The organism is Arthrobacter sp. NPDC080031 (assembly GCF_040702485.1).
In the GTDB taxonomy this organism is placed as follows: domain Bacteria; phylum Actinomycetota; class Actinomycetes; order Actinomycetales; family Micrococcaceae; genus Arthrobacter.
Genome location: NZ_JBFBLA010000008.1, coordinates 131,070 through 154,458, shown reverse-complemented (window position 1 = coordinate 154,458; position 23,389 = coordinate 131,070). Strand labels below are relative to the sequence as shown.

General features: G+C 60.6%; 18 protein-coding genes. 9 read left to right on the top strand and 9 right to left on the bottom strand.

The features are described 5' to 3' along the window. Positions 1 to 129: 129 nt before the first annotated feature. The gene (locus AB0323_RS08885; protein ID WP_366177020.1) at positions 130 to 3,249 is read right to left on the bottom strand and encodes a DUF3427 domain-containing protein; all 3,120 of its coding nucleotides are present in this window, start codon (positions 3,247 to 3,249) and stop codon (positions 130 to 132) included. 197 nt (positions 3,250 to 3,446) lie between these two features. Beyond that, positions 3,447 to 4,130 carry a hypothetical protein gene (locus AB0323_RS08880; protein ID WP_366176990.1) on the bottom strand — a complete coding sequence of 228 codons (684 nt, stop codon included), beginning with the start codon at positions 4,128 to 4,130 and terminating at the stop codon, positions 3,447 to 3,449. Positions 4,131 to 5,176: 1,046 nt separating this feature from the next. Here AB0323_RS08880 and AB0323_RS08875 point away from each other — a divergent pair. The 4 genes from AB0323_RS08875 (at position 5,177) to AB0323_RS08860 (ending at position 8,415) form a co-directional block, all read left to right on the top strand. Beyond that, a complete protein-coding gene (locus AB0323_RS08875; RefSeq protein ID WP_366176989.1) occupies positions 5,177 to 5,428 on the top strand; it encodes a hypothetical protein in 252 nt (83 codons plus the stop codon). A gap of 13 nt (positions 5,429 to 5,441) precedes the next feature. Then, a complete protein-coding gene (locus AB0323_RS08870; protein ID WP_366176988.1) occupies positions 5,442 to 5,903 on the top strand; it encodes a hypothetical protein in 462 nt (153 codons plus the stop codon). Between the two features lie 404 nt (positions 5,904 to 6,307). Next, a complete protein-coding gene (locus AB0323_RS08865; RefSeq protein ID WP_366176987.1) occupies positions 6,308 to 6,616 on the top strand; it encodes a hypothetical protein in 309 nt (102 codons plus the stop codon). Between the two features lie 563 nt (positions 6,617 to 7,179). After that, a complete protein-coding gene (locus tag AB0323_RS08860; RefSeq protein WP_366176986.1) occupies positions 7,180 to 8,415 on the top strand; it encodes an MFS transporter in 1,236 nt (411 codons plus the stop codon). 53 nt (positions 8,416 to 8,468) lie between these two features. On the opposite strand, the gene AB0323_RS08855 is transcribed toward AB0323_RS08860, so the two are convergent. Then, entirely contained in the window at positions 8,469 to 9,404 is a 936-nt protein-coding gene (locus AB0323_RS08855) for a 2-hydroxyacid dehydrogenase (protein WP_366176985.1), read from the bottom strand. Positions 9,405 to 9,664: 260 nt separating this feature from the next. Between AB0323_RS08855 and AB0323_RS08850 the strand changes: the two genes are divergently transcribed. The 3 genes from AB0323_RS08850 (at position 9,665) to AB0323_RS08840 (ending at position 14,366) form a co-directional block, all read left to right on the top strand. Beyond that, entirely contained in the window at positions 9,665 to 10,639 is a 975-nt protein-coding gene (locus AB0323_RS08850) for an aldo/keto reductase (protein WP_366176984.1), read from the top strand. A 722-nt stretch (positions 10,640 to 11,361) separates the two neighbouring features. Further along, a complete protein-coding gene (locus AB0323_RS08845) occupies positions 11,362 to 12,258 on the top strand; it encodes a DUF1837 domain-containing protein (RefSeq protein ID WP_366176983.1) in 897 nt (298 codons plus the stop codon). Continuing rightward, a complete protein-coding gene (locus AB0323_RS08840) occupies positions 12,234 to 14,366 on the top strand; it encodes a DEAD/DEAH box helicase (protein WP_366176982.1) in 2,133 nt (710 codons plus the stop codon). Before AB0323_RS08845 ends, AB0323_RS08840 begins: the two co-directional genes overlap by 25 nt. 1,474 nt (positions 14,367 to 15,840) lie before the next feature. Here AB0323_RS08840 and AB0323_RS08835 read toward each other — a convergent pair. The 3 genes from AB0323_RS08835 to AB0323_RS08825 form a co-directional block, all read right to left on the bottom strand. Further along, positions 15,841 to 16,947 (bottom strand): ABC transporter substrate-binding protein, encoded by a 1,107-nt coding sequence (locus AB0323_RS08835; RefSeq protein WP_364538534.1) that lies wholly within the window; start codon positions 16,945 to 16,947, stop codon positions 15,841 to 15,843. 66 nt (positions 16,948 to 17,013) lie between these two features. Then, positions 17,014 to 17,862, bottom strand: coding sequence for an ABC transporter permease (locus AB0323_RS08830; protein ID WP_366176981.1), 849 nt, complete (start codon positions 17,860 to 17,862; stop codon positions 17,014 to 17,016). A 26-nt stretch (positions 17,863 to 17,888) separates the two neighbouring features. Next, a complete protein-coding gene (locus AB0323_RS08825; protein ID WP_366176980.1) occupies positions 17,889 to 18,746 on the bottom strand; it encodes an ABC transporter ATP-binding protein in 858 nt (285 codons plus the stop codon). Between the two features lie 261 nt (positions 18,747 to 19,007). Between AB0323_RS08825 and AB0323_RS08820 the strand changes: the two genes are divergently transcribed. Next, a complete protein-coding gene (locus AB0323_RS08820) occupies positions 19,008 to 19,676 on the top strand; it encodes a response regulator (protein WP_366176979.1) in 669 nt (222 codons plus the stop codon). A 27-nt stretch (positions 19,677 to 19,703) separates the two neighbouring features. On the opposite strand, the gene AB0323_RS08815 is transcribed toward AB0323_RS08820, so the two are convergent. The 3 genes from AB0323_RS08815 to AB0323_RS08805 all read right to left on the bottom strand — a co-directional run bounded on the left by AB0323_RS08815 (position 19,704) and on the right by AB0323_RS08805 (position 21,849). Next, on the bottom strand, positions 19,704 to 20,264 hold the full coding sequence (locus tag AB0323_RS08815) for a YceI family protein (RefSeq protein WP_364538542.1): 561 nt from the start codon (positions 20,262 to 20,264) through the stop codon (positions 19,704 to 19,706). Positions 20,265 to 20,357: 93 nt separating this feature from the next. Beyond that, a complete protein-coding gene (locus AB0323_RS08810) occupies positions 20,358 to 21,263 on the bottom strand; it encodes an EamA family transporter (protein ID WP_366176978.1) in 906 nt (301 codons plus the stop codon). Next, positions 21,256 to 21,849 carry an XRE family transcriptional regulator gene (locus AB0323_RS08805; protein WP_366176977.1) on the bottom strand — a complete coding sequence of 198 codons (594 nt, stop codon included), beginning with the start codon at positions 21,847 to 21,849 and terminating at the stop codon, positions 21,256 to 21,258. The genes AB0323_RS08810 and AB0323_RS08805 overlap by 8 nt, the downstream gene beginning before the upstream one ends. A 129-nt stretch (positions 21,850 to 21,978) precedes the next feature. On the opposite strand from AB0323_RS08805, the gene AB0323_RS08800 reads away from it, so the two are divergent. Then, the gene (locus tag AB0323_RS08800) at positions 21,979 to 23,385 is read left to right on the top strand and encodes a DUF2254 domain-containing protein (protein ID WP_366176976.1); all 1,407 of its coding nucleotides are present in this window, start codon (positions 21,979 to 21,981) and stop codon (positions 23,383 to 23,385) included. Positions 23,386 to 23,389: the final 4 nt, after the last annotated feature.

Sequence of the window (23,389 nt, the reverse complement as noted above, 5' to 3'; positions counted from 1 at the left end):
CGCGCCCAGTCCGATTTCCCAGCGCCGGCAGCCACTGTCTTGTGTCGTCGATGAGTTTGCCTTGAGTGAGCTGGCCATCTTAGCCGGAGCCTATCCGAGTCACGGATCCGACCCGATCGTGGAAGATGTTCATTGCGCCACAGCCGCCGCAGCTGCAAATACTTCCGCAGGCATCGGACGATGCAGCTTCCATGTGATCGCGATTGGCTTCTCACCCGCATGCTGGACGTAGTCCACTTGCCCGAGGCAGGTGTAAGGAACTGTCAGTCCCGTTTCGTCCTCTGCGGTGTCCCGGGTGAAAAGTAGGATGTGCGATTCGTGCTCCAACCGGTCGAGGTATCGCCGTCCCGTCGGGCTGCTGGACGATGTTGCATTCTGCGACTCCCAGTGGAACAGCTCGGGGCTGATGGCGTAGTCCTTGTACATCGTGGTGGCCGAGTGGTTTTTATCATCTTTGGTCAAAGTGACGAAGAACGCGTCCGTTCCCGTGGCGGGGCACCAGGCAACACCTTCCCGGTGCTGCACGTTCTTGCCCAGCTCCAGCGAACCGTACTGCAGTGCAGCAAGAACTTCTTCCCGTCGGTAGGTGGCGTGCGTGAGCAGAGGGATGTTCTGCAACCCCAGGCCGAGTCCCTTTGTGGCGTGCTTGGATGCGGTCACTCCGAGAGTGACGAGCTGGCGGATCTCACTGCAAACAAACTGGTAGCCCCGAAGGTGGTCGAGCCCGTCGTCGTACGTTTGAAAACCACCGCCGTCGTCCCAAAGGGTGTAGAACAGCATCCGGGCGAATGTCTGCTCACGTGGTCCGAGGTCTGCGTAGCGGGGCGCACCTGGACTGACGAGCCTCGAGTATGCCTCAGCCCGCTCGGCATCATCCACGTGGAGGAAGCGCACCATGCGGCTGAGTAGCTTCCGCTCACCATCGTTCGACAGTTCTTGAAGCCTGGCACTCAGCACCGATTCGAGCGGCGAAAAGCCCTCGATCAGTTGCGCCTGCCGCAGGTACCCCGTCCACGAATCCTTGGTCGAGCGGTACACGGACTTCAGTTCATTTCCGGACTTTTCAAGATAGGCCCCTAGCTCGAGTTCGCCATAGGAGGCAATGTCCTTCACTAATTGAACGCGGTTGAACCTCAGCTGTGCCTTGATGTTGTCCAGGACAACCGACTGCGCCACCCGATCGAGCACGATCTGCGAGCCGGAGGGCAAGAAGGGGAATTCATCCTCCACAGCCTTCTCCAGCTCTTTGCGGCCGTAACCAGTCAGCGCGCGATACCGAAGATCAAAACGAAACTCACGCCGTTGTTGGCCAATGAAGTCGAGCACAGTCAGAACTGCTTTATCGTCCGCGCGCCTTAGGCCACGGCCGAGTTGCTGGAGGAAGATTGTGGCGCTTTGGGTAGGCCGAAGCAGAAGGATCGTGTCGACTTCGGGCAAATCCAGCCCCTCGTTGAACAAGTCGACCGCGAAGATGCAGTTGATCTCGCGATCTTTCAGTTGCCGGAGTGCGTTGGCACGTTCGCCGTCGTCCGTTTGTCCTGAGACCGCAACAGAGGCGATGCCTGCCCGGTTGAAGACCTCCGCCATATACCTCGCGTGCTGAACCGAGACACAGAAGCCGATGGCCCGCATGTGCTTTGTGCTCGTAACCTTGTCCCGTAGCTCACGAATCACTTTGCCGGCGCGCGCCTCATTGCCCGTGTACAGCTCATCCAACTGCGCAACGTCGTAACTGCCGCGTTTCCACTCGAGGCGGCTGAGGTCGACGTCGTCCGATACGCCAAAGTAGTGGAATGGGACTAATAGATCGGCATCCAGAGCGTCCCAGAGCCGGAGTTCGCTAGCCCTCCGGCCGTCGAAAAACTGCTTGGCCACGTCCACACCGTCGCCGCGCTCTGGGGTCGCCGTCAGACCGAGGAGCTCCCGAGGCTTGAGGCGTTCGATGAGCGTGCGATAGGTCGGTGCGTGAGCGTGGTGGAACTCGTCAATGACGACGACGTCGAAATCGTCTGGCTGAACCTTGTCGACGCCGAGGGCGGCAAGGGACTGAACGCTGGCGAATACATGTTTCCAGCCACTGGGCTTGTGGTCGCCAACGAACAGTTCGCCGAAGGAGCCCTTCTGCATCACGTTTCGGTACGTGCGCATGGATTGTTTGAGGATTTCTTGCCTGTGAGCGACGAAGAGCAGCGTGAGGTCCCTGCCCGCTGCGTTGCAAAGCCTCTTGTAGTCCAGGGCTGCGATAACTGTCTTGCCGGTACCCGTGGCTGCAACAAGCAGATTCCTGTGATGCCCTTTGTCACGTTCGGCTTCGAGGTCCTCGAGCATCTCGATCTGGTGGAGGAAAGGTTGAACCTCAAGCCCGGTTTCAGAATCCGGGGCCGCGGTGAGCTTGCCGCCGTTTCGAGCCAGGGCGGCATCCAACTGCTCTGCGTCGCGTTCGGGATCGTAACTCTGGAAAGCGCGTTGTTCCCAATAGCTGTCGAAAGTGATCTCGAACTTTTTGAGGAGTGCCGGCGTCCCGACTGCGCTAAGACGTACGTTCCACTCAAGTCCGTCCAGGAGCGCGGCGCTACTCAAGTTGGAACTACCGACGTACGCCGTGTGGAAACCCGAATTCCGGCGGAGAAGCCAAGCCTTAGCATGCAGGCGGGTGGAATGCGTTTCGTAGCTTATCTTCACCTCGGCGCCGTAGCGCGTGACGAGTTCGTCGATTGCGCGGCGCTCGGTGGCCCCCATGTAGGTTGTGGTGATGACGCGGAGTTTCACTCCCCGGTCGCGCAGCTGTTCGAGTGCGGGTTCAAGAAGCCGCAGGCCCGTCCAACGGATGAAGGCACACAGCAGATCGACGGTGTCTGCGGATTCAATCTCGGCACGAAGTTCCGCGGCGAGGTTGGGATCGTCTTTGCTGTTGGTGAGGAGGGCCGAGTCGCTCAGCTTGGTGGTGGGACGGCGAAGGTTTCGGCGTTTGAGAGTGTCCAAGCGGTGGAGCGACTGGAGCTGGGTCGGACCGTCCGTGATCTTGTCCGGGTGGCTCAGTTCGCCGAGAAGGCGATTCGCGAGGGCAACTCGCTCGTGGGGCCTGGCGGCGTTGAGAGCGTCGCGGACAACGTCGGCGACGTGGCGGGAAAGGATTTCTGGAGAATCGTCTGCATCAACCTCGCTGAAGGCTGGATGGAACTCTGACACCTCTTCAAGCCGGGCCTCAAGGCCTTCAGTCGTGATCAGTTCGTACAGTCCTTCGGGCAGTTGCTCTGCTGCCACTCCCCCATCGAATGTGTTCACTGCGCCAGGGTATTTGGTGGCAACGACAATAGCGAACGACACTCGGTGTATGAGGTAGAGCATTCCGTCTGGTGCGATGGGCACCACGTGTCCTGACAACAGTCACCCATTGGCCACCGCGTGCGCCCGCCACTCGACGAGAGCGGCCACGCTCGGCCAGGCTACTGGCCGTGCTGCAAGTCCAGTATTTGCGTCACCCGCGCCAAGTAACGACGTGCGTGCCCACGCCACGATTCTTCGTAAGTCGACAACCGTTCGGAGCTTATACGGCCTTCGAGAGCGACACCCACTTGGAGAAGGCATCCCGTCGCCGTCGGCTCGAGTTGAAAAGTCGCCCTTATATCGACCTCCGACGGTGTAACCACCCTTGTCGTCGACCAACGCTCACTTTCTTCGGCAACAACCTCGACTATCGACACCGAGCCGTCTCCAGCGATGAAACACTGCTGTTCGCCGACGCCGGTCGGCGTTCCGGGTACAGTGAAGGCGCGACGTGCGTCCCCCAACAACGTTGCGCTTTCCGCGGGCCGGATGAGCGCCCATACGGTCCCGACGTCGTGCTCGTATGATTCCGACTCCTGGGCCCTGAACACCTGAGGAGGCGATTTCTTCGAAAGTTTAGCTACGCTTTCTCGCCGTGCTAGGACAAGCTTGTGCTTCTGTCCAACAACGACTAACCCAATCCCCAACGCCCCTGCCATTGCGGCGGCTGCTATCTCGATGGTCAGGCCCAATTCACGGTTGCCGCCATTGTCGATCATGGACGCGACCACCGTGATCGATAGAAAACCGGCTGCGAACAGAATTATGTGAAGAGCTCTTAGGAATCTCACCAATATCGTCACACGATCATTGTGCCGTTAAAACCCTGGAACATAAGTCTCAATGGGCTTCCCTCACCTCGTACCCGCAGCAGCCGGGGGCTGCGGCCAGGGGGAACTAGCGCTTACGTCAGCTTCCAACTGGTCAAGCCTGCCATCGCTCCACGAACCCAGAATCTCCCGTCGCTGTCCATGAACTCGATAGCCGGCATGTAATCAGAGTTACCAGGAACGGGCTCCAAGATCCGTTGACTATCAACATAAACGGGCCACCTTTTGAGATCGCTGAAAAAGTAACGTCCCGGCGGCAGGATTTTGGCCGCGGCCCGAATCTCGGGAATCGGAGTAGCCTTACGACTTTCACCGGGGCCACGCTCGACCGAGAGACTGAAAACGGGCGCATCACTTGAATTGATCAGCTCGATCCCCCTTGGTATTTTCCTTCAACTTCGCCCCTGACGGGCCAGCACACGACCCGCTGCGCTTGATGACGCTCTGCGGCAACGATGGCCCGCTCGTCCCGTTCTGTCTCTAACCGCCGCATCCGCTGCGACTCCTCCACCGTCTGCTTAGAATGGCGAGTAGCCCTCGCCACGAAAAACAGTGGCAGTGCCGTCGCCAAGGCACTGACGATTTGCGCGACGTCCACCCCACCGCCCATTTCCAGCCCTTCCTTAGAGGTAGGGCACACAATAAACACCGACGGAAATCATTCGCGTGTCACACAAGGCGTCGCAGCGACTGACAACACCGAGCCGCGCCCGTGCAGCAATTTCAAATTAAGGCCAATAAGCGCGTGAAAGGAAAGGCTCAGTACCAAATTTGACCAAGCGAACCACTCAATTTCGGAGTTCTGACCACTCATCACAGAAATCGCGGCATAGCCTTCTCGCACGCTGGGTCGTTCTTCCGGGCAGCCCGGCGCTCAATCCAATCGGTTTGGCGCCGATGTGCACAGACTCGATCCCGAACGAGAAGGGCAGACGATGTTTCATAGAACCAACGCTTCAGCCAGCGCCAGGACAAGCATTTCAGTTGATGGAAAACGCGATGATCTCCACAAAGGAGGAATGACGAGAACACGGGTCGTGGCCATTATGTCCACAGCCACCATGCTCTTCTTATCCGGTCTTTCGCCGGCGGGCGCTGTCACGCACCAGTCACCGGACCGAGGTGTCGCCGTCGACGGCGTCCTGGATTCAGCTTTCTGGAGCAGAACCACGCCTCCAACTTCGGAGCAAGCAGCCAACCGCAAGGCATTGTCGATCGAAGTCAAAGAAGCGGCTCGCAAGGGTTGCTCAGAAGAAGGTCCTGAGTCCTGACGCTTCTGCCGCCTTGGACAAAGCTGGTCTGAGTGAGCTGGATCCGACCAACACAACATGGAAGTTCTCCGAAGTAGAAACGACGGCCGCGCCCGTCAGTAAGTCGGCGGTACTGACGGCGATGATGAACCTTACTTCCACTCGATGCTGGATTACGCGCGCCGAAGTACAGAAATGGAGCTTTGCCACCCAGTCCTTTGGTTGGAAGCGGCAAGTTGATTGGTGTGCTGACGGCTTTCGCGTCACCAGCCGGCACAGGGACTTCCCGTCTGTCGGATATGTCGATTTCACCTATCACTACCGCGGAGCCGACTCGATCCATGCAAACGACGTTGGAGGTTGGCAGGTCCGCAGCTATCAGTCAGCCACCTTCGAACAGTGTCCAACTCATCTTGGATGCACGAACTCGTATCGGCCGTGGATCGAATTCCAGTTGCATGGAAACAACACCGCGACACACGCTAAGGGCATCTAGCCCGTCTTGCGGGACTGAAGATCAGAAAGGTCAACTTCGAAATGGCGGGACGAACAGCTTTCCTAGCTTTAGCGACCACCGCAACTCTCATCTTTGTTGTCCCTTACGGCATGGGCGCGTTCAACATGGCACCCAACGGCACCGAGACATTGATAGCGGTTGCCTTGTTGTGGACCGTTGTTTGGACGGTCAGCAAGATACGTTCCAACGGCGATGCGTAGCGTGCAGGGCACCTCGTCGCCGCCGAGGAGCAGAGGGGATTGCAACCGTATGTTGCGTTTGTCTGACTACACTATCGTTGAGCCAACTTCTGCATACTACTACCTTCGGGAAACTCGCAAAGAAGTCTGGCGTTCTCACAGGGAACTCATACTTGCATCTATTCCGAATTAGGGGAGTTTGGAATGAAATACAGAGTAGTTCTTGAGGATGTCGGGGACTATCCGTCCGGGAAGTCTCCCGATCCGAGCAACACGGGAATAATCAGTCTGGAGTTCGCGCTCGAACATCATGGAGGGTATTCCTTTAACATGGAACTGCCGGACGGTAGCTTCGTGCCGGTCTCCCTTGAAGAATTTCGCGGCAAAAATCCCAGAACCACGTTCATCGTCCTCGGAGTTGAATTAATCGACGATGGCCCCGAGGACCGAGCACGTTGGGAAGCAAGGGTGGTTGCCAAGCGCGGGCCCATTCGGAAAACACCGCTAAAGTAGTCAATGGTTGTCCTACGGATCGCATTAACGGGGTACTTGGCAGCGAACTACTGTTCCCTGCCATCCGAAAGTTCCGGGGGCGGCGAAGGCTGTCGTCATATTATGCGGAGCCATTAAATAGGAAGGAGCCTCGGACCCGCTCTCGCTTGGACCCTCATAGCAATCTAGCGTCCTGGGCTACGGAAAGCGACCAGCTCAGCTCGCCTTCGAGTCAAAGTGCGTTCCCGCTCGTGGTCCCTCCGCTGCTGTCGGTTCGTCGCGGACGTGCATATCGTGGCGAACAACGCACCCCTCCCTGAGCATCGTTATGCCGTCCAGCACGTTCTGCCAAATTTAGGGAGAGAACTCCAACCCAGGGCACGCCTCCGCACGCCACCCACAATGCCGCACCCAACCGCCGTCGCACTCTACATCCCCGCCCCCAGGCCTCCTCGATCGGCGAGCACCGCCCAACCTAGCCCTAACAGACCCTCCCTCACGCAGAACAAAACGGGTAGCTTCGACGAAGGACTCTGGCATAGGCGCCGTCCTCCCTCCCACCCCTTTGAATGGATCTGCTCCCCATGTCTTCCGCCCTGCCCTCGCCTGCGCCCAAACGCTTCCCGATCGCCGCGATGCTGGTCCTTGCCACCATCGCCTTCACCGCGATATCCACCGAGCTTTTGACGTCGGGTCTGCTCCCCCAGATCAGCGTCGGCCTGGACGTGTCGGAGCCCGTGGCAGGGTACCTCGCGGCCGCCTATGCCGCCGTCATCGTGGTCACGGTGATCCCGGCCGCGCGGCTGTTGGCCAGGGTCCCGCGGAAGACCTTGCTCGTCTCACTCGTCCTCACCTTCGCGTTGAGCAACGTGCTCGTCGGCCTCGCACCCAACTTCGCCGCGGCCATGGGCGGCCGGCTCGTTGGCGGCTTGGCGCACGGCCTGCTCTGGACCACCATGGCACCGTTCGTCTCACGCGTGGTCCCGTCCGACAAGGTAGGCAAGGCCCTAGCCATCGTCTTCAGCGGCAACAGCTTGGGCATGGCCATCGGAGCTCCCGTCGGCACGGCCCTCGGTACAGTTCTCGGCTGGCGCGCGGCCTTCCTCTTCCTGGCCGGTTTCGGCCTGTTGCTGACCGGCCTGGCGCTCTGGCTGCTCCCCCAGGTCCGCCGGACCTCCGACGCCGCCCGACCCTCCATGCGGATCGCCATCGCCCAGCCCGGCGTGAAATCGGTGGCGATCGCTTGGCCATTATTGGTGCTCGCCCATTTCGCGCTTTTCACCTACATCGCGCCGTTCATCCGCGAAGCCGGCCTGCCCGACTACGCCATCAGTCTCTCCCTCACCGTCCTCGGCGCGTCCGGCCTGGTCGGCATCTGGGTCGCGGGCATCACCGTGGACTCCCGGCCACGCCGTTCACTGCTGATTACGACGGCGGCAATCGCCATCGCGATGCTCCTCCTACCGCTCGGGGGCGGAACCATGCCCGGCGCCATTGTGCTCATGGCAGTCTGGGGTGCGGGCCTTGGCGCGGTCGGCATCTACAACCAGGCCGCCATCCTCCGCGCGGGGGGCGAATACCGGGATGCCGCCAACGGACTCACCGTGCTCACCATCCAGCTCGGCATCACCATCGGAGCGCTCTACGGCTCCGCCGCGCTGGTTCTGGCCGGCCCGCTCATGGTGCCCGTGGCCGCGGCGCTGCCAGTCGTCGTCGCACTCGTCATCACGCTGACGGGCAAGCGGCATGCCTACCCGCCCGGGCGGAAAGAGGCCGGCTGGTCGGAACCGAAACTCAAGGAAATGGCGGACCAGCACTAATCCTGCAAGTGGGCTTCCAGGCTCAGCCTCCGGCGCCTCAACACCTCCGTCCGCTACCCAGCCACCGCTTCCTTCCCCAGCACCACGTTCACCGGTGCCTCCCCGGCGAGCAGCAAGGAAATCTGCTTCTGGATCAGCCGGACCATCCGGGGGAACATCGCCGAGCTCGCCCCGCCCACGTGGGGCGTGATTAGCACGCCAGGGGCCGTCCACAAAGGATGGTCGGCGGGCAACGGCTCGGGGTCCGTCACATCCAAAGCAGCGCGTAACCGCCCAGAAGACGTCTCCCGAAGTAAGGCGTTAGTGTCCACCACAGGACCCCGCGCCACGTTCACCAACAACGCTCCCTCCGGCATGGCCGCGAGAAACCGAGCATCCACCAGCCCACGGGTTTGCTCGGACAACGGCACGCTGATAACCACGATCTCGTGCAGCGGCAACTGTTCATGCAGGGCATTGATGCCGTAGATCCGGCCATGTTCATCGTCCCGTTCGCGGCTTGCCATCCGCGTCACCTGGGTTTCAAACGGCAACAGCCTGGCTTCAATGGCCTTCCCCACTCCCCCGTAGCCAACTAGGAGAACCCTGCGGTCCGCCAAGCTGGGACGCTGGCCGTTCGCCCACGTTCCGGACTCCTGGTTACGCACAAACTCCGGAATCCCACGCTGGCTGGCGATCATCATTCCTAAGGCGAGTTCCGCCGTCGACGTCTCATGGACGCCCGCCGCGTTTGCGAAAACGCAACCCGCCGGCAAGACATCAGCGACGCCGTCGTACCCGATCGACTGGCTCTGCACCAGCCGGACCGCAACGCCATCCAGCGCCGCAAGCGCGTCTGGCCGGCCCATGTACGGAGGCACCAGCAGGTCGAAACCGTCCGCCGGGGCGGGACCAGTCAGGTCCCACACCTCGAACTCGACGTCGGCGGAAGGTTCCATGGCGTCCAGGAGTTTCTGATCGGGCAGACACACCCGCAGTCGGGCCGTCATTGCGCCACCATCAGATCGACGTTCGCAGCACGCAGCGCGGTTTCGCTCATTTCCCTTTTCCTGATTCCCTTGGCGGTCGATTTAGCCGGACGGCAAGTCGTGTTCCAACACCAATTTACTTTCCGCCGCGGTCCGGCGGCTCGTTCCCGCCCTCACGTTGTCCCTCCTCCGCCAACGTGCCTATAGTGGCCCTACCCGCACCCCTCTCTGAGCACCGTCCTGCCGTCCAGCACGTTCTGCCACCTATAGGAGAGAACCCCATGGAAAACCGCACGCTTGGTTCACTGACCGTTTCTGCCCTCGGCCTCGGCTGCATGGGCATGAGTGAGTTCTACGGGGAAGGAGACGAAAGCGAATCCATTGCCACCATCCATGCCTTCCTCGACGCCGGCGGCAGCCTGTTGGATACCGCCGACATGTATGGGCCCTTCACCAACGAAAAGCTCGTGGGCAAGGCCATCGCCGGCCGTCGTGACGACGTCGTACTGGCCACGAAGTTCGGAAACGAACGGCGCGACGACGGCTCCTTCGTGGGCGTCAATGGACGGCCCGAATACGTCCGCTCCGCCTGCGACGCCAGTCTGCAACGCCTCGGCGTGGACCACATCGACCTGTACTACCAGCACCGGGTGGACAAGACCGTCCCCATCGAGGACACCGTGGGCGCCATGGCCGAACTGGTCCAGGCCGGAAAGGTCCGGCATCTGGGACTCTCCGAGGCCGCACCGGACACCATTCGCCGCGCCCACGCGGTACATCCCATCACCGCATTGCAGACCGAGTACTCCCTCTGGGAACGGGAGCCGGAAACGAAAGTCTTTCCCGTCCTGGCAGAGCTGGGCATCGGGTTCGTTCCCTACAGCCCGCTCGGCCGCGGTTTCCTGACCGGGCAGATCCGCAGCGAGGCCGACTTCGCGGAGAACGACTTCCGCCGCCACTCCCCTCGCTTCCAAGGCGAGAACTTCAAGCGCAACCTGGAACTCGTGGACCGGGTGAAAGAACTCGCCGACCAGAAGCAATGCACCCCTGGGCAGCTTGCCCTCGCCTGGTTACTGGCACAGGGCGAGCACATCGTCCCGATCCCCGGCACCAAGAAGCGCGAACGCCTGGCCGAGAACCTAGGGGCCACCGCCGTCGTACTCTCTGAAGATGATCTGAAGCGCCTCGACGAACTGGCCCCGGCAGGGTCCACAGCCGGAGCGCGCTACCCCAACATGGCCAGCATCGACACCTAAGGCCAAGCGACCTGGACGAGAAATCATTGAAGTCGAGTTCAAGGATTACTGTGTGCGTTCCTGTGGACACGATCGGTCATGCCAACCCAATGCTCGAATCACCGGCACGTTTACAGACTTTCCGAACGGTGCTGATCAACGTGGCTGAACACCGGATACTTTCGCTTGCAAGCATCTTCCTTGCCCGGGACGAAAATGAGGGCTGCGGCCGTGGGACATCGACAACCTCGCGGGCTTCCTGTGCCGTGACCGTCGGGAAGCGCCACAATCGTGGAACGGAAAGTGGTGCGTGGACCCGCAATGCTTGCGGTGCTGTACTTCGTGGCCCCGAGACGATCGGATACAGGGAACGTACGAACGATGGGTTGGATTGAGGCATAGCGACAGGAGAACCGAACCGCGTGATTCTCGGGTGCCCAGATCCTTTTAAGGAGACAGTTCCTCGCCGGGGAAGCGACTGCCCGCGAACGTCGTGCGGATAGAGGTGTTTCAGTCTGGCATCCAAATGCAGGATAGGAACATGTTCGGTCTCGCTCGAGTCGGAATTCGCTGAGATGTCGGATTGATAACCTTTGCCCGACTTTTGCGCGGCAGGAGAAAGCCCGGCCGGTCTACGATGTATTTTGTGCGTTAGCTAGCACTTGAAATGTCAATTCGATCCGTATGGGAACTGCACGGCAGCTTGTGACGTCGGGGTGGTTCTCTTAGCGTCAGGGGGCCAAGTGGAGAAGTCTGACGACAGACCCGAAACGGTCTTAAGCGTTCTTGTCCACAACGTCGAGAACGATGTTTCCCTACTCGGAGTCTGCGCAGGGCACGAGGACAAGAAATGGAGGTACGACGCACTCTCGCGTGACCTGATGGAGTGGGCCGCCGATTGGGTTCTCACCCACGAAGAGAAGTCCAGATTCACAGCGGCAAACGCGATGGCCTTGATCTCCAAGGCGCTGTCACGCATCTACACCAGTACCAAGAAGGAGAGCCGCGGCGAGATCGGCGAACTCCTGCTTCACATAATCCTACGCAAGCACCTAAAAAGTGAGCAGGCAATCAGCCGAATCTATTTCAAAGATGCCCCAAATATGACGGTCAATGGGTTCGATGCCGTTCATATCGTTGAAATCCCGGCCGCCGATGGAGATGGAACGGATCTCGAGTTGTGGCTGGGCGAATCCAAATTCTACGTCGACAGTTACAGCGCAGTGACTGCCGTTCTTGCGGAACTCGAGGATCATCTGGGTTCCGACTACCTCCGGACCGAGTTTGCCGCGATATCCGACAAGATCTCTGACTCCTGGGCGCCTGCTGCGCGAGTCCGGGCCCTCCTCTCACGGACAGCCTCACTGGACACAACCTTCAAACGAGTCGTCATCCCCGTTTTCATTACTTTCAACAGCGACATCACCGCGAATCACGAATCATCCTCGGGACAATATGTTTCGGAAATTTCCGCTCATCTAGAAAGTGAATGGCAGTCCCTCAAGAAGAGAGTCGGGAAGAAATCGCTGCCACGCGAGGTCCGTATCTGCCTTCTTTTGCTTCCCATGGCGACCAAGGAAAGACTTGTCGGCGCCTTTGACGAGAGGTTAAAAGCGTGGCAAACAGCATCGAGGCCGTGAAAACAGCACTGGCATCGTCTAGCTTTGAGCGACAGCAATTCTCACTTCTGGCTGCCATCGCCTCACTGAAGTCAGTCCACGGTAATACGCCAGAAATCCAGGATCTCGTCATCCGCGCGCTGAGCAGGCACCAGGATTTCCAAGCGGAAATGCCGCTACTAATGTCCCTGGCTCGCGATCAGGGACTATTTCCGTATGTTGAGGACATTCACCCCGATCTGCTCTCCCTACCGGATCTTATTGCCTTGGAGATGCACCGTCCCGAAGGCTTGGACGGTGTGGTGTTTCACCGCGTACAAGCCGACATCTATCGGAAACTGATGAACGGGGACAACGTCGTCCTTTCTGCCCCTACCAGTTTTGGCAAGTCCCTCATAATTGATGCACTAATTGCGTCTGGCAAATACAACAACGTCGTAACCATCGTTCCCACGATCGCGCTTATAGACGAAGTGCGCCGCCGCCTGACCCAAAAGTTCCCGGAATTCAAGGTCATCACCCACCCTGGCCAAGCCTATGAGGAGCGAAATCTGTTCGTTCTCACTCAGGAACGGTTTCTGGCGCTTCAGGACATGCCGACCCCTGACCTGTTCTTTATTGACGAGTTCTACAAACTAAATGACACGTCGACCCGGGCAGATCTGCTGAACCAAGCCATTTACCGTCTGATGAAAACTGGTGCCCAGTACTATCTCGCGGCGCCGAGCATACAAGAACTTTCAGGGTTCCTGCCTACTGAACTGCGGGCGAATCTCTTTGTCACCGACTACGCAACAGTGGCGGCAGATACGTATAGGATCAGTCCGAAGTCCAATGAACAGCGCCGAACAGAGATCCAGCGGATCCTAAGGGAGGTGGGCGGACCAACACTCATCTACTGCAAAAGCCCTCATCGTGCCAGAGAAGTGTCAGAGTGGCTCCGGGAAGATGCTCCACGGGGCGGATATGCCCGAGGGATGCCTGCCGCCGCCGATTGGCTGGTAGAGAACTTCAGCGACCAATGGAGCCTTCCTGAATCCCTACGGATGGGGGTCGGCTCCCACCATGGGAAACTCCCCAGATGGATTGGGCCTCTCTTGGTCAAAGGCTTTGAAGCCGGAGAACTTGGCGTCCTTGTATGCACAAGCACTCTGATCGAGGGAGTCAACACCCAGGCTAAGGGAATCATCATCCTGGATAAGAACATCGCCAAGAAGGCCTACGACTACTTCACCTTTGCCAACATCAGAGGGCGCGGCGGAAGGATGCTCAAACATTTCATCGGCAAGATCTATCTCTTCAACGCACCTCCGATTTTTGAGCTACCCAGCATAGACATGCCCGGTCTAAGCCAAAGTGAATCGGCGTCCGAGGGCCTTTTGCTCTCCATCGATGAGGAAGACCGGACGCGCGAAACGAGGGAACGTCTACGGGAAATAACGGAACAATCCGATCTGAGCCAGGAAACGATGAGACTAAACCAGGGGGTCGATCCACGGGCGCAAATCAACCTGGCCAGGCATCTTGCCACTGCACCATCGAGCAGCCTGAAAGACCTGCTCTGGGAGACTCCTGCACCCAAGTACCCCGAATTGCTTGCTGTTGTGAATCTCATTTGGGATTTCATCCCTCCCTGGGGACTGCAATCGCACGGAGCAACCTCGGCAAAGCAACTGGCCCTGTTCACTCAATGGATTGCCGGAGCCAACGGTGTGACCAAAGACATCATCGCCCGGTTCACTGGCACTGAAGAGACCCAAAGAGAGTCTGACAGAAAGATTGAAGAAGCCTTCGACTTCATCCGCTTCTGGATTGACCACAATCTGCCGGCTCTGATTCGAGCCGTCGACAGGATCGTCAAGGAAGTATTCCCTCAAAGGGGGATCATCCCGGGGAACTACGAAGCTTACGTATCCCGCATGGAACAGGGTTTCCAAACACCCCTGCATCTGACAGCAGAGGAATACGGCATCCCGTCCCAGATCACAAGAAAACTGATGACAGGAATGACCGTTCCCAAAGACCTTGACGAACTACTCAACCGGCTGAGAAACCTCAATTCTCGCCAAGAGAACAGGCTGAACGACTTTGAACGGCAACTACTCGACGAAGCCCTGTCTACTATTTGAGCCCGATGGAAGCGGTCTCAGGCTAGGCCGTTGATTGATGGTTCACCGGTCCGCAGGAACGACCTAGGTCGACCCGGAACCCTTTAATGACTAAGCCATATGGGCTCAACCTCCCAATTTCCCGCGGTACCCAGTTTCGCCATCGCCGCATGGTGCGGCTGCTGGCAGATTGCGAGCACTTCGTCCCTATCTGGCACCAAGAAGCGCGAACGCCTCGCAAAGAACCTGGGGCCACCGCCGTCGTCGGACTCTCCGAACAGGACCTGAAGCGCTTGGACGAACTGGCCAAGGCAGGATCGACCGCCGGCGCCCGCTACGGAACATGTTCACAACCGACACCGTGGTCGTTAGGCGTCTGGGGCTACCGGGAATCACTTACTCGAGCAGGAACCTCAAGGAGTCGCGCGGACACGTCGCTATCCGAGGGTTGACTCTCAGAACGCATTGGCCTAACTTAAACCAACCGTTCATCCGGTTTTAAATCATGGCACCTTATCGATGGGGAGTAATCATGCAACTCGTAAGGAAAGTGGTTCTGGTCCTAGCAGTAGTGCTGGCCTTGTTTGCCGTAGCACCGCCATCTCAAGCGTCTACTTCTACGACAAGTCCCGCACCATCACTCAACCAACAGCCAAGTCCCGAGGGCGACGAGGTGACACCGGACGGCCTGTGGTGGCCAGAGGTGAAGGTGTACGTTGGCTGCGCCGGCGGGCCATTTACATATAGTGGCGCAGCATGGGACCTCCAGGCAGGCGCGTGGTATGAGATCTGGTGGACAGTGAGTTTTCCGAATGGCTCAGGCTCGTTCGACACCAGTCCTCGTCAGAGGCTTCAGGCAAGCAGCGGCGGATTTCTAACGACGTCGACCTTCTATGCATCAAACCACGGCTCTGGTCGCTATTCTGCCACGATGTACCTTAATAAGGACGGGAAAACGGTTGGGCAGCACACAAGCGCATGCTACAAGTGAGGCACGGATCCTATGACAAGCCACGAAAGCAGAGCCGGGGACACGACCACCTTCGGGCCGCTTCAATTAAAGAGCATCTGGCATGAGCATGAGCTAAGGAACTTTGACCTTATGGTCATAATGCAAGCTTCCGGGTGTGAGCACATTGCGGAGCGAGTGATCAAGGGCGAATCGGTGTCCGCTGAGGATCAGTCGGTACTCGTAATAGCGAACGAATTGGCGAAACAAAAAGGCTACCTTCCCCTATTTGACCTAACCGATGACGACGCACGTATCTCGGAGAACGCAGGATCGGAGCTGGAAAAGTTCTTCAGGTCCGAGGAATGGCAAACGAGAGATCGAAGCAGCACGCGGCAGCTCTGACGCCCCGGACGTAGCTCGACGGCTGCGCCACCGCCGTCGAACTTTTCAAAGCATCCCTAAAGCAACCACAAACTAAACAATCGGCCTGCGTGGATTACCACGCAGGCCGATTGTCAGGGGGCTAGCTATACAGAGATGAGATTAGCCGTCGTTGCCGGCAGGGGTGCTGGTGGCGGTGTAGCCCTCGAGCTTGAGAGCAGCCTGGGCGTACTTCTGGGTGAACGTGTCGGCGATGTTGACCTTGGAGGTGTCAACGCCGATGGTCTTCTCCTCGTCGAAGATCGTCTTGGGGCCACCCGCAGGCATGATGCCGTCCGGGAGGAACTGACCCTTGTCCTGGTTCAGCGCGGCGACGTACTGATCCTTGGAGATGGTGCTGTTCTGGACGTAGGACTGGGGCAGCTTGTCCGCGATGTCCTGGGCGGAGTGGGTGCTGATCCAGTGCATCGTGTCCACAAGGGCGTTGACGACCTTCTGGGCTGCGTCCTCGTGGGTCTTGACCCAGTCCGCCTGGGCGAGAAGGCCGGCCGACGGCAGGGTGCCGCCAAGTGCTGCCTTGGCACCGTCAGAGGTGGCGAGGTCGATCGCGGAAACAGCGAGGTTCTTGTTCTCAAGGGCGCCCACGGTCGGCTGGGTGGTCATGACGCAGTCAGCGGACCCGCGCTGGATCGCCGCGATGGCGGTTGCTCCGGCGCCGACGGCGATCGTGTGGTAGTCGCTCTTCGCGAGGCCGGCCTTGGCAGCGATGAACTGGGTGAGCTCATCGGTTCCCGAGCCGAGGTCGGTGACGCCGACTGTCTTGCCCTTGAGGTCTGCGCCTGTTTTCACGTTTGCCTTGGGGTTGCACATGATGCGTTCGCCCGGAGCACTCGAGAGCTGCACGAGGTTGATGACGTTCTTGCCCTTCGACTGGAAATCGACGGTGTGGACGTACCACGCACCGGCCATGTCCACCTGCCCTGATGCCATCGCGTCTTCGGCGCCGACGCCACCCTGGGACTCGGTGGAAAGCTCCATCTTGACGCCGTACTTCTTGTAGTAGCCGAGCTGCTCTGCGAGCTGGTACGGCAGGTAGATCTGCTTGTCGATGCCGCCAACCATCATCTTCACGGTGGGCATCGAGGCGGCGTCTGCAGAAGCACCGCCGCTTGCTGTGCTGTTGCTGCTTGCGGAGCTGGTGCCGCAAGCCGCGAGGCTCAGTGCGATCACTCCGGCAGCGCCGACGGCGTAGATCTTGTTCTTCATCATGGTTGTGCTTTTCCTTCTATTGTGAGGATTCGAGCGTTGGGTAAGTGGTATGGGAGACGGCGGGCGTCAGATCGCCTGCGCTTCCGAACGGTTTGGTGGCCGCCATTTGAGAAGCGTGTGCTCTAGCAGGGCGATGAGGTATTCCGCGCCGAGCGTGATGACTGCGATGATCACCATGCAGGCGAAGACCGTGTTGGGATCGAAGGTTCCCTGTGCCTGGCTGATGATGAGGCCGATTCCTTGCTGGGCGCCGAGCACTTCAGCAACGAGTGCTCCGATGATCGCGAAGCCGAACGCCGTGTGCAAGCTCGCGATGATCCAGGTCATTGCCGAGGGAATGGTCACGTGGATCGCTACCTGAAGCGGCGATGCACCCAAGACCCGCACGTTTCCGACCAGGTTCTGATCGACCTCGCGGACGCCCTGGAAGGCGTTGAAGAAGACGACGAAGAAGACCAGGACCGCTGCGAGCAGCACCTTCGGGAAGACTCCGAGGCCGAACGCCACGATGAAGATCGAGCCGAGCACGATTCTGGGGATCGAGTTCACGATCCGGATGTACGGGCCGACAACTTCGGACAGGTACTTGTTCGAGCCCAAGAGGATTCCGAGCACGACGCCGACGAGCGTTCCGAGCGCGAAGCCGTAGATGGCCTCCTGCATGGTGACCCAGAGGTTCTCCCAGATGGTGCCGAATGCCGTGCCCTTGGTGAAGAGATCCACCAGGCTGTTCCAGATTTCGGACGGCTGGCCGAAGAAGAACTTGTCCACCCAGCCCTCCGTGGTGAACCACTGCCAGCCACCGATCACGATGACCGCGAGGATGGCACGGCCGGCCCAAACCCACATGGTGCGGCGGTTTAGGGCACGCCGGGCGGAAACCTTAAGCTCACTCGCTTGTGCTTGTTCTTGCACGGGAGCACCTTTACTGATTGTGGTTGTCATGCTGCTGCACCCGCCGATTGCTTGTACGCACGGGTGACTTCGTCCTTCAAGGACTCCCAGATCTGGCCCTGCAGCTCCAGGAATCGCTCCTCGTGCCGGATCTTCTGGACATCTCCACGCGGCCTGGGCAGATCGATGTCGAAGACATCCTTGATCGTGCCCGGGCTGCTCGTCATGATGACTACCTTGTCGGCGAGCGCCACTGCCTCGTCGAGGTCGTGCGTGATGAACAGGACAGAGGGGCGCAGTTCCTCCCAGAGCTGCAACAGCTCGTTCTGCATGATGGCTTTGGTCTGCACGTCAAGGGCGCCGAACGGCTCATCCATCAAGAGGATCCGCGGGTTGTTGATCAGCGCCGCCGCCATGGCGACGCGCTTGCGCATGCCGCCGGACAACTGGTGCGGGTACCGGTCCTCGAAGCCGGCCAGGCCCACGCGGCGCAGCCAGTCCCTTGCCAGCAAGGTGGCTTCCTTCTTGGGGGTTCCGAGGAGGACCGGGCCGATCAAGACGTTCCCGAGAACGGTCTTCCACGGGAAGAGCGCGTCCGCCTGGAACATGTAGCTGACGCCGTTGGTGATGCCGTCAACGATCTGGTCGTGGACCCTCACCGAACCGGCGCTTGGCCGCTCGAGTCCGGAAACCTGAGCCAGCGTGGTGGACTTGCCGCAGCCCGTCGGTCCGACGATCGCGCAGAACTCGCCGGGTTCGACCCTGAGCGTCACATCGCGGATGGCAGTGAATGTCTCGTGCTTGGGCGTGAGGTAACGCTTGGTCAACCCGACGATGTCGATGCCCGCGGCGACCTCTTCCCTCTCAGGGGCCCCGGGCGGCCGGTTGGGGTGGTTAGCATTCATAACGCTAAGACCTCTCTGTCTTTCGTTCGTTTTTCCAGCTGCAGCTTGCGCTGTCACCCGGATCCCTTCATTGGGAGTCCGGCGAATTCGTGATGTGGATCACTGGAACTGTGTAAAGCTTAGGAAGGGACCATCCGGGCCAGAAGTCTTCAGTAAGTTGTGCGCCTTAGCCGCAAAAGTGCACGTTTTGTGCGTTTTCTGCCGTCGCTTCAACTACCCGGAAAAGCCCGCACCATCGCGGAAAGGACAGGAGCGCAGACGTTGATTAGGACATTGGTGGTTGACGACGATTTCCGGGTCGCCGGAATCCACGCTGCCCGCGTGGCCAGGGTTGACGGTTTCGAATGCGTCGGTCAGGTGTACAGCGCGGCAGCCGCCCGGGAGGCAGTTGAGCGCCTCAACCCGGACCTGCTCTTGCTGGATGTACACCTTCCGGACGAGGACGGGATCTCGATGCTGCGGTCCCTGCAGGCTTCCGGAACCGACGTTGATTGCATCATCATCACCGCTGCCCAGGACCTGGCCACCGTCAAGTCAGCAATGACTAGCGGCGCGGTCCATTACCTCGTCAAGCCCTTCGGCTTTGACCGGCTCCGCACGCAGTTGGAGGCGTACCGGAACTGGCGGCAGGAGCTGGATTCCGCTTCAACTGCCGACCAAGCCACTATTGACGGCCTCTACAACGCGCGCTCGGCGGGGGTCAGGACCACCGCCCCGGCGCCGCGCCTGCAGCCCACCATGCAGAAAGCGCTCGACGCCGTCCGCGCCGCCGGGGGTCCCGTCAGTGCTGCTCAGATCGCCGAGCAGCTCGGTGTGAGCCGCCCGACGGCCCAGCGTTACCTCAGCGTCCTGGAACGCAAGGGCCTTCTGGCACTGGATCTCACGTACGGAAGCACCGGCCGCCCGCTCAACTCCTACACGGTGAGTTGAGTCGGGAGCGGCCGGGCTTCGTCTTGACTACTCGGCTGCGGGCTCGCCCTGCTTCACGAGGGCAGCCTCGAGGTTGATCTTCACTTTGTCGCTCACCAGGAAACCGCCGGTCTCCAAAGCTGCGTTCCACGTCAGTCCGAAGTCCTTCCGGCTGATCTCGGTTTCGGCGGAGAACCCGGCGCGGGTCGCGCCGAAAGGGTCAACCGCGACGCCGGTGAACTCAACTTCCAGCTCCACCGGCTTGGTGATCCCCCGGATGGTGAGGTCGCCCGTCAGAGTGTAATCCTCGCCGTCGCCCTCTACGCTCGTGGCCCGGAAGGTCATCTCCGGGTACTTCTCGACGTCGAAGAACTCGGCACCGCGGACGTGCGCGTCGCGGTTGGCATCGCCGGAGTCGAAGCTCGCGGTCTTGACGGTTGCGTGGAGCGACGCGTCGGCGAGGGACTCGCGGATGCGGGCCTCGGCGCTCGCGTCAGTGAACCGTCCGCGGACCTTGCTGATGCCGGCGTGCCGGACGCTGAAGCCAATTTCGCTGTGGGACATGTCCAGCAACCAGGTGCCGGGGGTCAGACCTTTGGGAAGAGTCATTGTGGATCTCCTGTTTCGAAAGAACTTCGCTTGGATCGATCCCTTCCACCCTTGTTGAGCCCGAACTTGAAGTCAAGGACTCGAGCTCCCTATCTAGCCGACAAGGTCAAGGTCCGGGCTGGTGCCCGCCTGATCAGTGGTGACCGGGTGGCGTCGACCACCGCGTTGCGCTGCGGCGCCGGCGAGGACCACCAGCGTGATGCCAACAAACTGGATGAGCGAGGGCTGCTGGTGGAGCACGAGCAGCCCGAGGAGGACGCCGAAGGCGGGTTCGAGCGCCATCAGGGTGCCGAAGGCGGCTGAAGTCATCCGGCGCAACGCGAGCAACTCCAAGATGAAGGGCAACACGGGCATCAGGACAGCCACTGCGACTGCGCTAGCGAGGACACCGAAGGTGAGCTGTCCAGCGGCTTGCGGGATACCTACCACCGCTGCCGTGAGGGCAGCCACGGGAACCGTGAGCGAAAGCGTTCCGATGCCAGTGAAGCGATCGCCTACGCGTTGGGTGAGCAGAATGTAGGCAGCCCACCCGACGGCGGCGAGGCAGGCGAACCCGATACCCGCAAGGTCGACTTGCCCTTGCCAGGGGTCGGTGAGCAGGACGACTCCCACCAGCGCGAGCGCAGGCCAGAGAAGGGCCCTCCCGTTGTGGCTGCGCAGGGAGGCGACGGTCAATGGGCCGAGGAACTCGATCGCGACGGCGGTGCCGAGCGGGATGCGCTCGATGGCGGCGAGGAAGGCAATGGTCATCAGTCCGGTGGCGACACCTAGTGCGAGGAGCACCGGCACATCGCGACGGCGAACCGCACGCAGCGGAGGCCGGGCCACGGCCAGGAAGATGAGGGCTCCCACGCTGAGTCTCAGCCAAGCGGTGCCGGCCGCACCCACCACGGGGATCAGGTCCACCGAAAGGGCGGACCCCAACTGGACCGACAACATCGCGGCAACGGCCAGCCCCCATGGTGGCACTGCGGCACCGCCGATTGCGCGTTTACTCATGCCTGTGTCCGGACCCTACGCCGGGTTCGAAAACGGCCAGGGAAAACCTCGCCGGCTCCGTGCCCGGATTGGCATAGGAATGCGCCACGTTGCCCGGGAAGCTGACAGCGTCACCGGTATCGAGGGTGATCGCTTGCCCTGCGACCTCGACCACCACGGTGCCTACCTGAACCTGCAAAAGTTCCTTGGTACCCGGGGTGTGGGCCTCGCTTACGTGATTGTCACCAGGGCTCAAAGTCCAATCCCACAGTTCAACCACGTCCGGCGATTCTGTGCCGGCAACCAGCACCCCTTGGCCACCGGAAGCACTGCTCCACAATGCCGCTCCTTCACCGCGGCGGGTGACCTTTACCGGTTTGGGCTGGGGCGATTCGACCAAGGCCGGCAGCCCGACTCCGAGCGCGTCGCTGATCCTCAGCAAGGTTCCCACGCTTGGATTCGCAGCGCCCTGCTCGACGTTGACCACCATTCGGCGGCTCACGCCGGCAGCATCCGCCAATTGATCAAGGGTCCAGCCCCGCGACTGCCGCTCCTGCCTGACCCGGGCACCGATTGCGGATGCCAGGGCAGTTGTACTCTCATCCATAAGTGCATCATACTGCACTTATAGTGCACTGCGAATTGTCCGATTCTTACCGGTGGAGCGGCCGTCCGATATTCAGTTTTCACAAGCCTCCCCTTGACTGGCGGGCACCCTCAGTCGAGAGTGACACTTGTGAGGCGTGAGGCCGTTCGGGAGTATCTGGCGAGTGCCCTGTGGGCGATGCCGACCTGCGCCGTCATCATCGCGATCATCGCGGGCGCCAGCCTTTCCGCGGTGCAGCTCGACCCTACGTCACCCTTCGCTGTCCTCCTCTTCCAAGGGACATCCGACGACGCGCGGAACCTGCTCATCGGGATCGCGAGCACCATGGTGACTGTCATCGCCGTCGTCCTCGGACTGAGCGTCGTGGCACTGCAGCTAGCGTCGACGCAGTTCAGCCCGCGGCTGCTGCGGAACTTCCTGCGCGACATTCCCAACCAGGTAACGCTCAGCGCCTTCGTGGCCACGTTCGCATACAGCACGGCGGGCCTCTACACCGTCGGCATCGCCGCCGGACAGCGCACCCAGGACTACCCACGCCTCGCGGTGAGCGGCGCACTCCTGCTGCTGTTCGTGAGCATGGTCATGCTCGTCTTCTTCGCCCACCACCTGTCCCATTCGATCCAGGTGGACCAAGTCATGAAGGGCGTCGAGAAGGCCACCCTCAAGGTGATCGAGCGGTCCTTCGTCCCTGGTGATCCCGGAATCCGCATGCCGAACCCGCCGCCCGGCGCCACCGCTTTGCTGGTGCCGCAGTCAGGATATGTCCAAGCCTTCCATGTCGACGCGTTCGTCAGGGTGCTCGCGAGCCGGGGCCTGACTGGCCGGATGGTGCCCATGATCGGCCGGCACGTCGTCGCGGGGTCCCCGCTCGCGTGGGTGTGGGAGACCACCGGCGACAGCGCGCGTCCTCTTGCCCCCGACGGCGGCACTGAGCTCCGCCGGGCGCTCGCCGAGAGCGTGCGGATCGGTTACGAGCGGACCCTTGAGCAGGACGTCGCCTTCGGGATCCGGCAACTCGCCGACGTCGCGTCCAAAGCGCTCTCGCCCGCCATCAACGACCCCTACACTGCGAACCAAGCGGTGGACCATCTCGCCTCGATCCTCGCGGCCCTCTCACTCCGCCAGCATGGGCCGCAGGCCGTGGCGGACGCGCAAGGCACCGTGAGACTTTACGTACCGGCCCGCGATTTCGCCTATCTCGTGGATCTGGCCCTCGGGCAGGTGCGACGCTACGGTGCGAACGAGCCTCGCGTCGTCAGGGCCCTGTTGCGCGCGTGCCGTGAGCTTGTGTGGTTCGGCGACGCAGCCCACCACGCTGTCGTGCGGCATTACGTCGGGACCCTCATGAGCGACGTGGCCCGGCTCGTGGCCCAGCCAGCCGATCGCGAACCCCTCCTCGCGGAGGGCGCGGCGCTGCTCGAAGCCTTCGACGATGCCGAGGGCGCGAGCGACGCCGAGGGCGCGAGCGACGCCGAGGGCGCGAGCGACGCCGAGGGCGCGAGCGACGCCGCAGGCGCGAGCGACGCCGCCAACTAAGGTC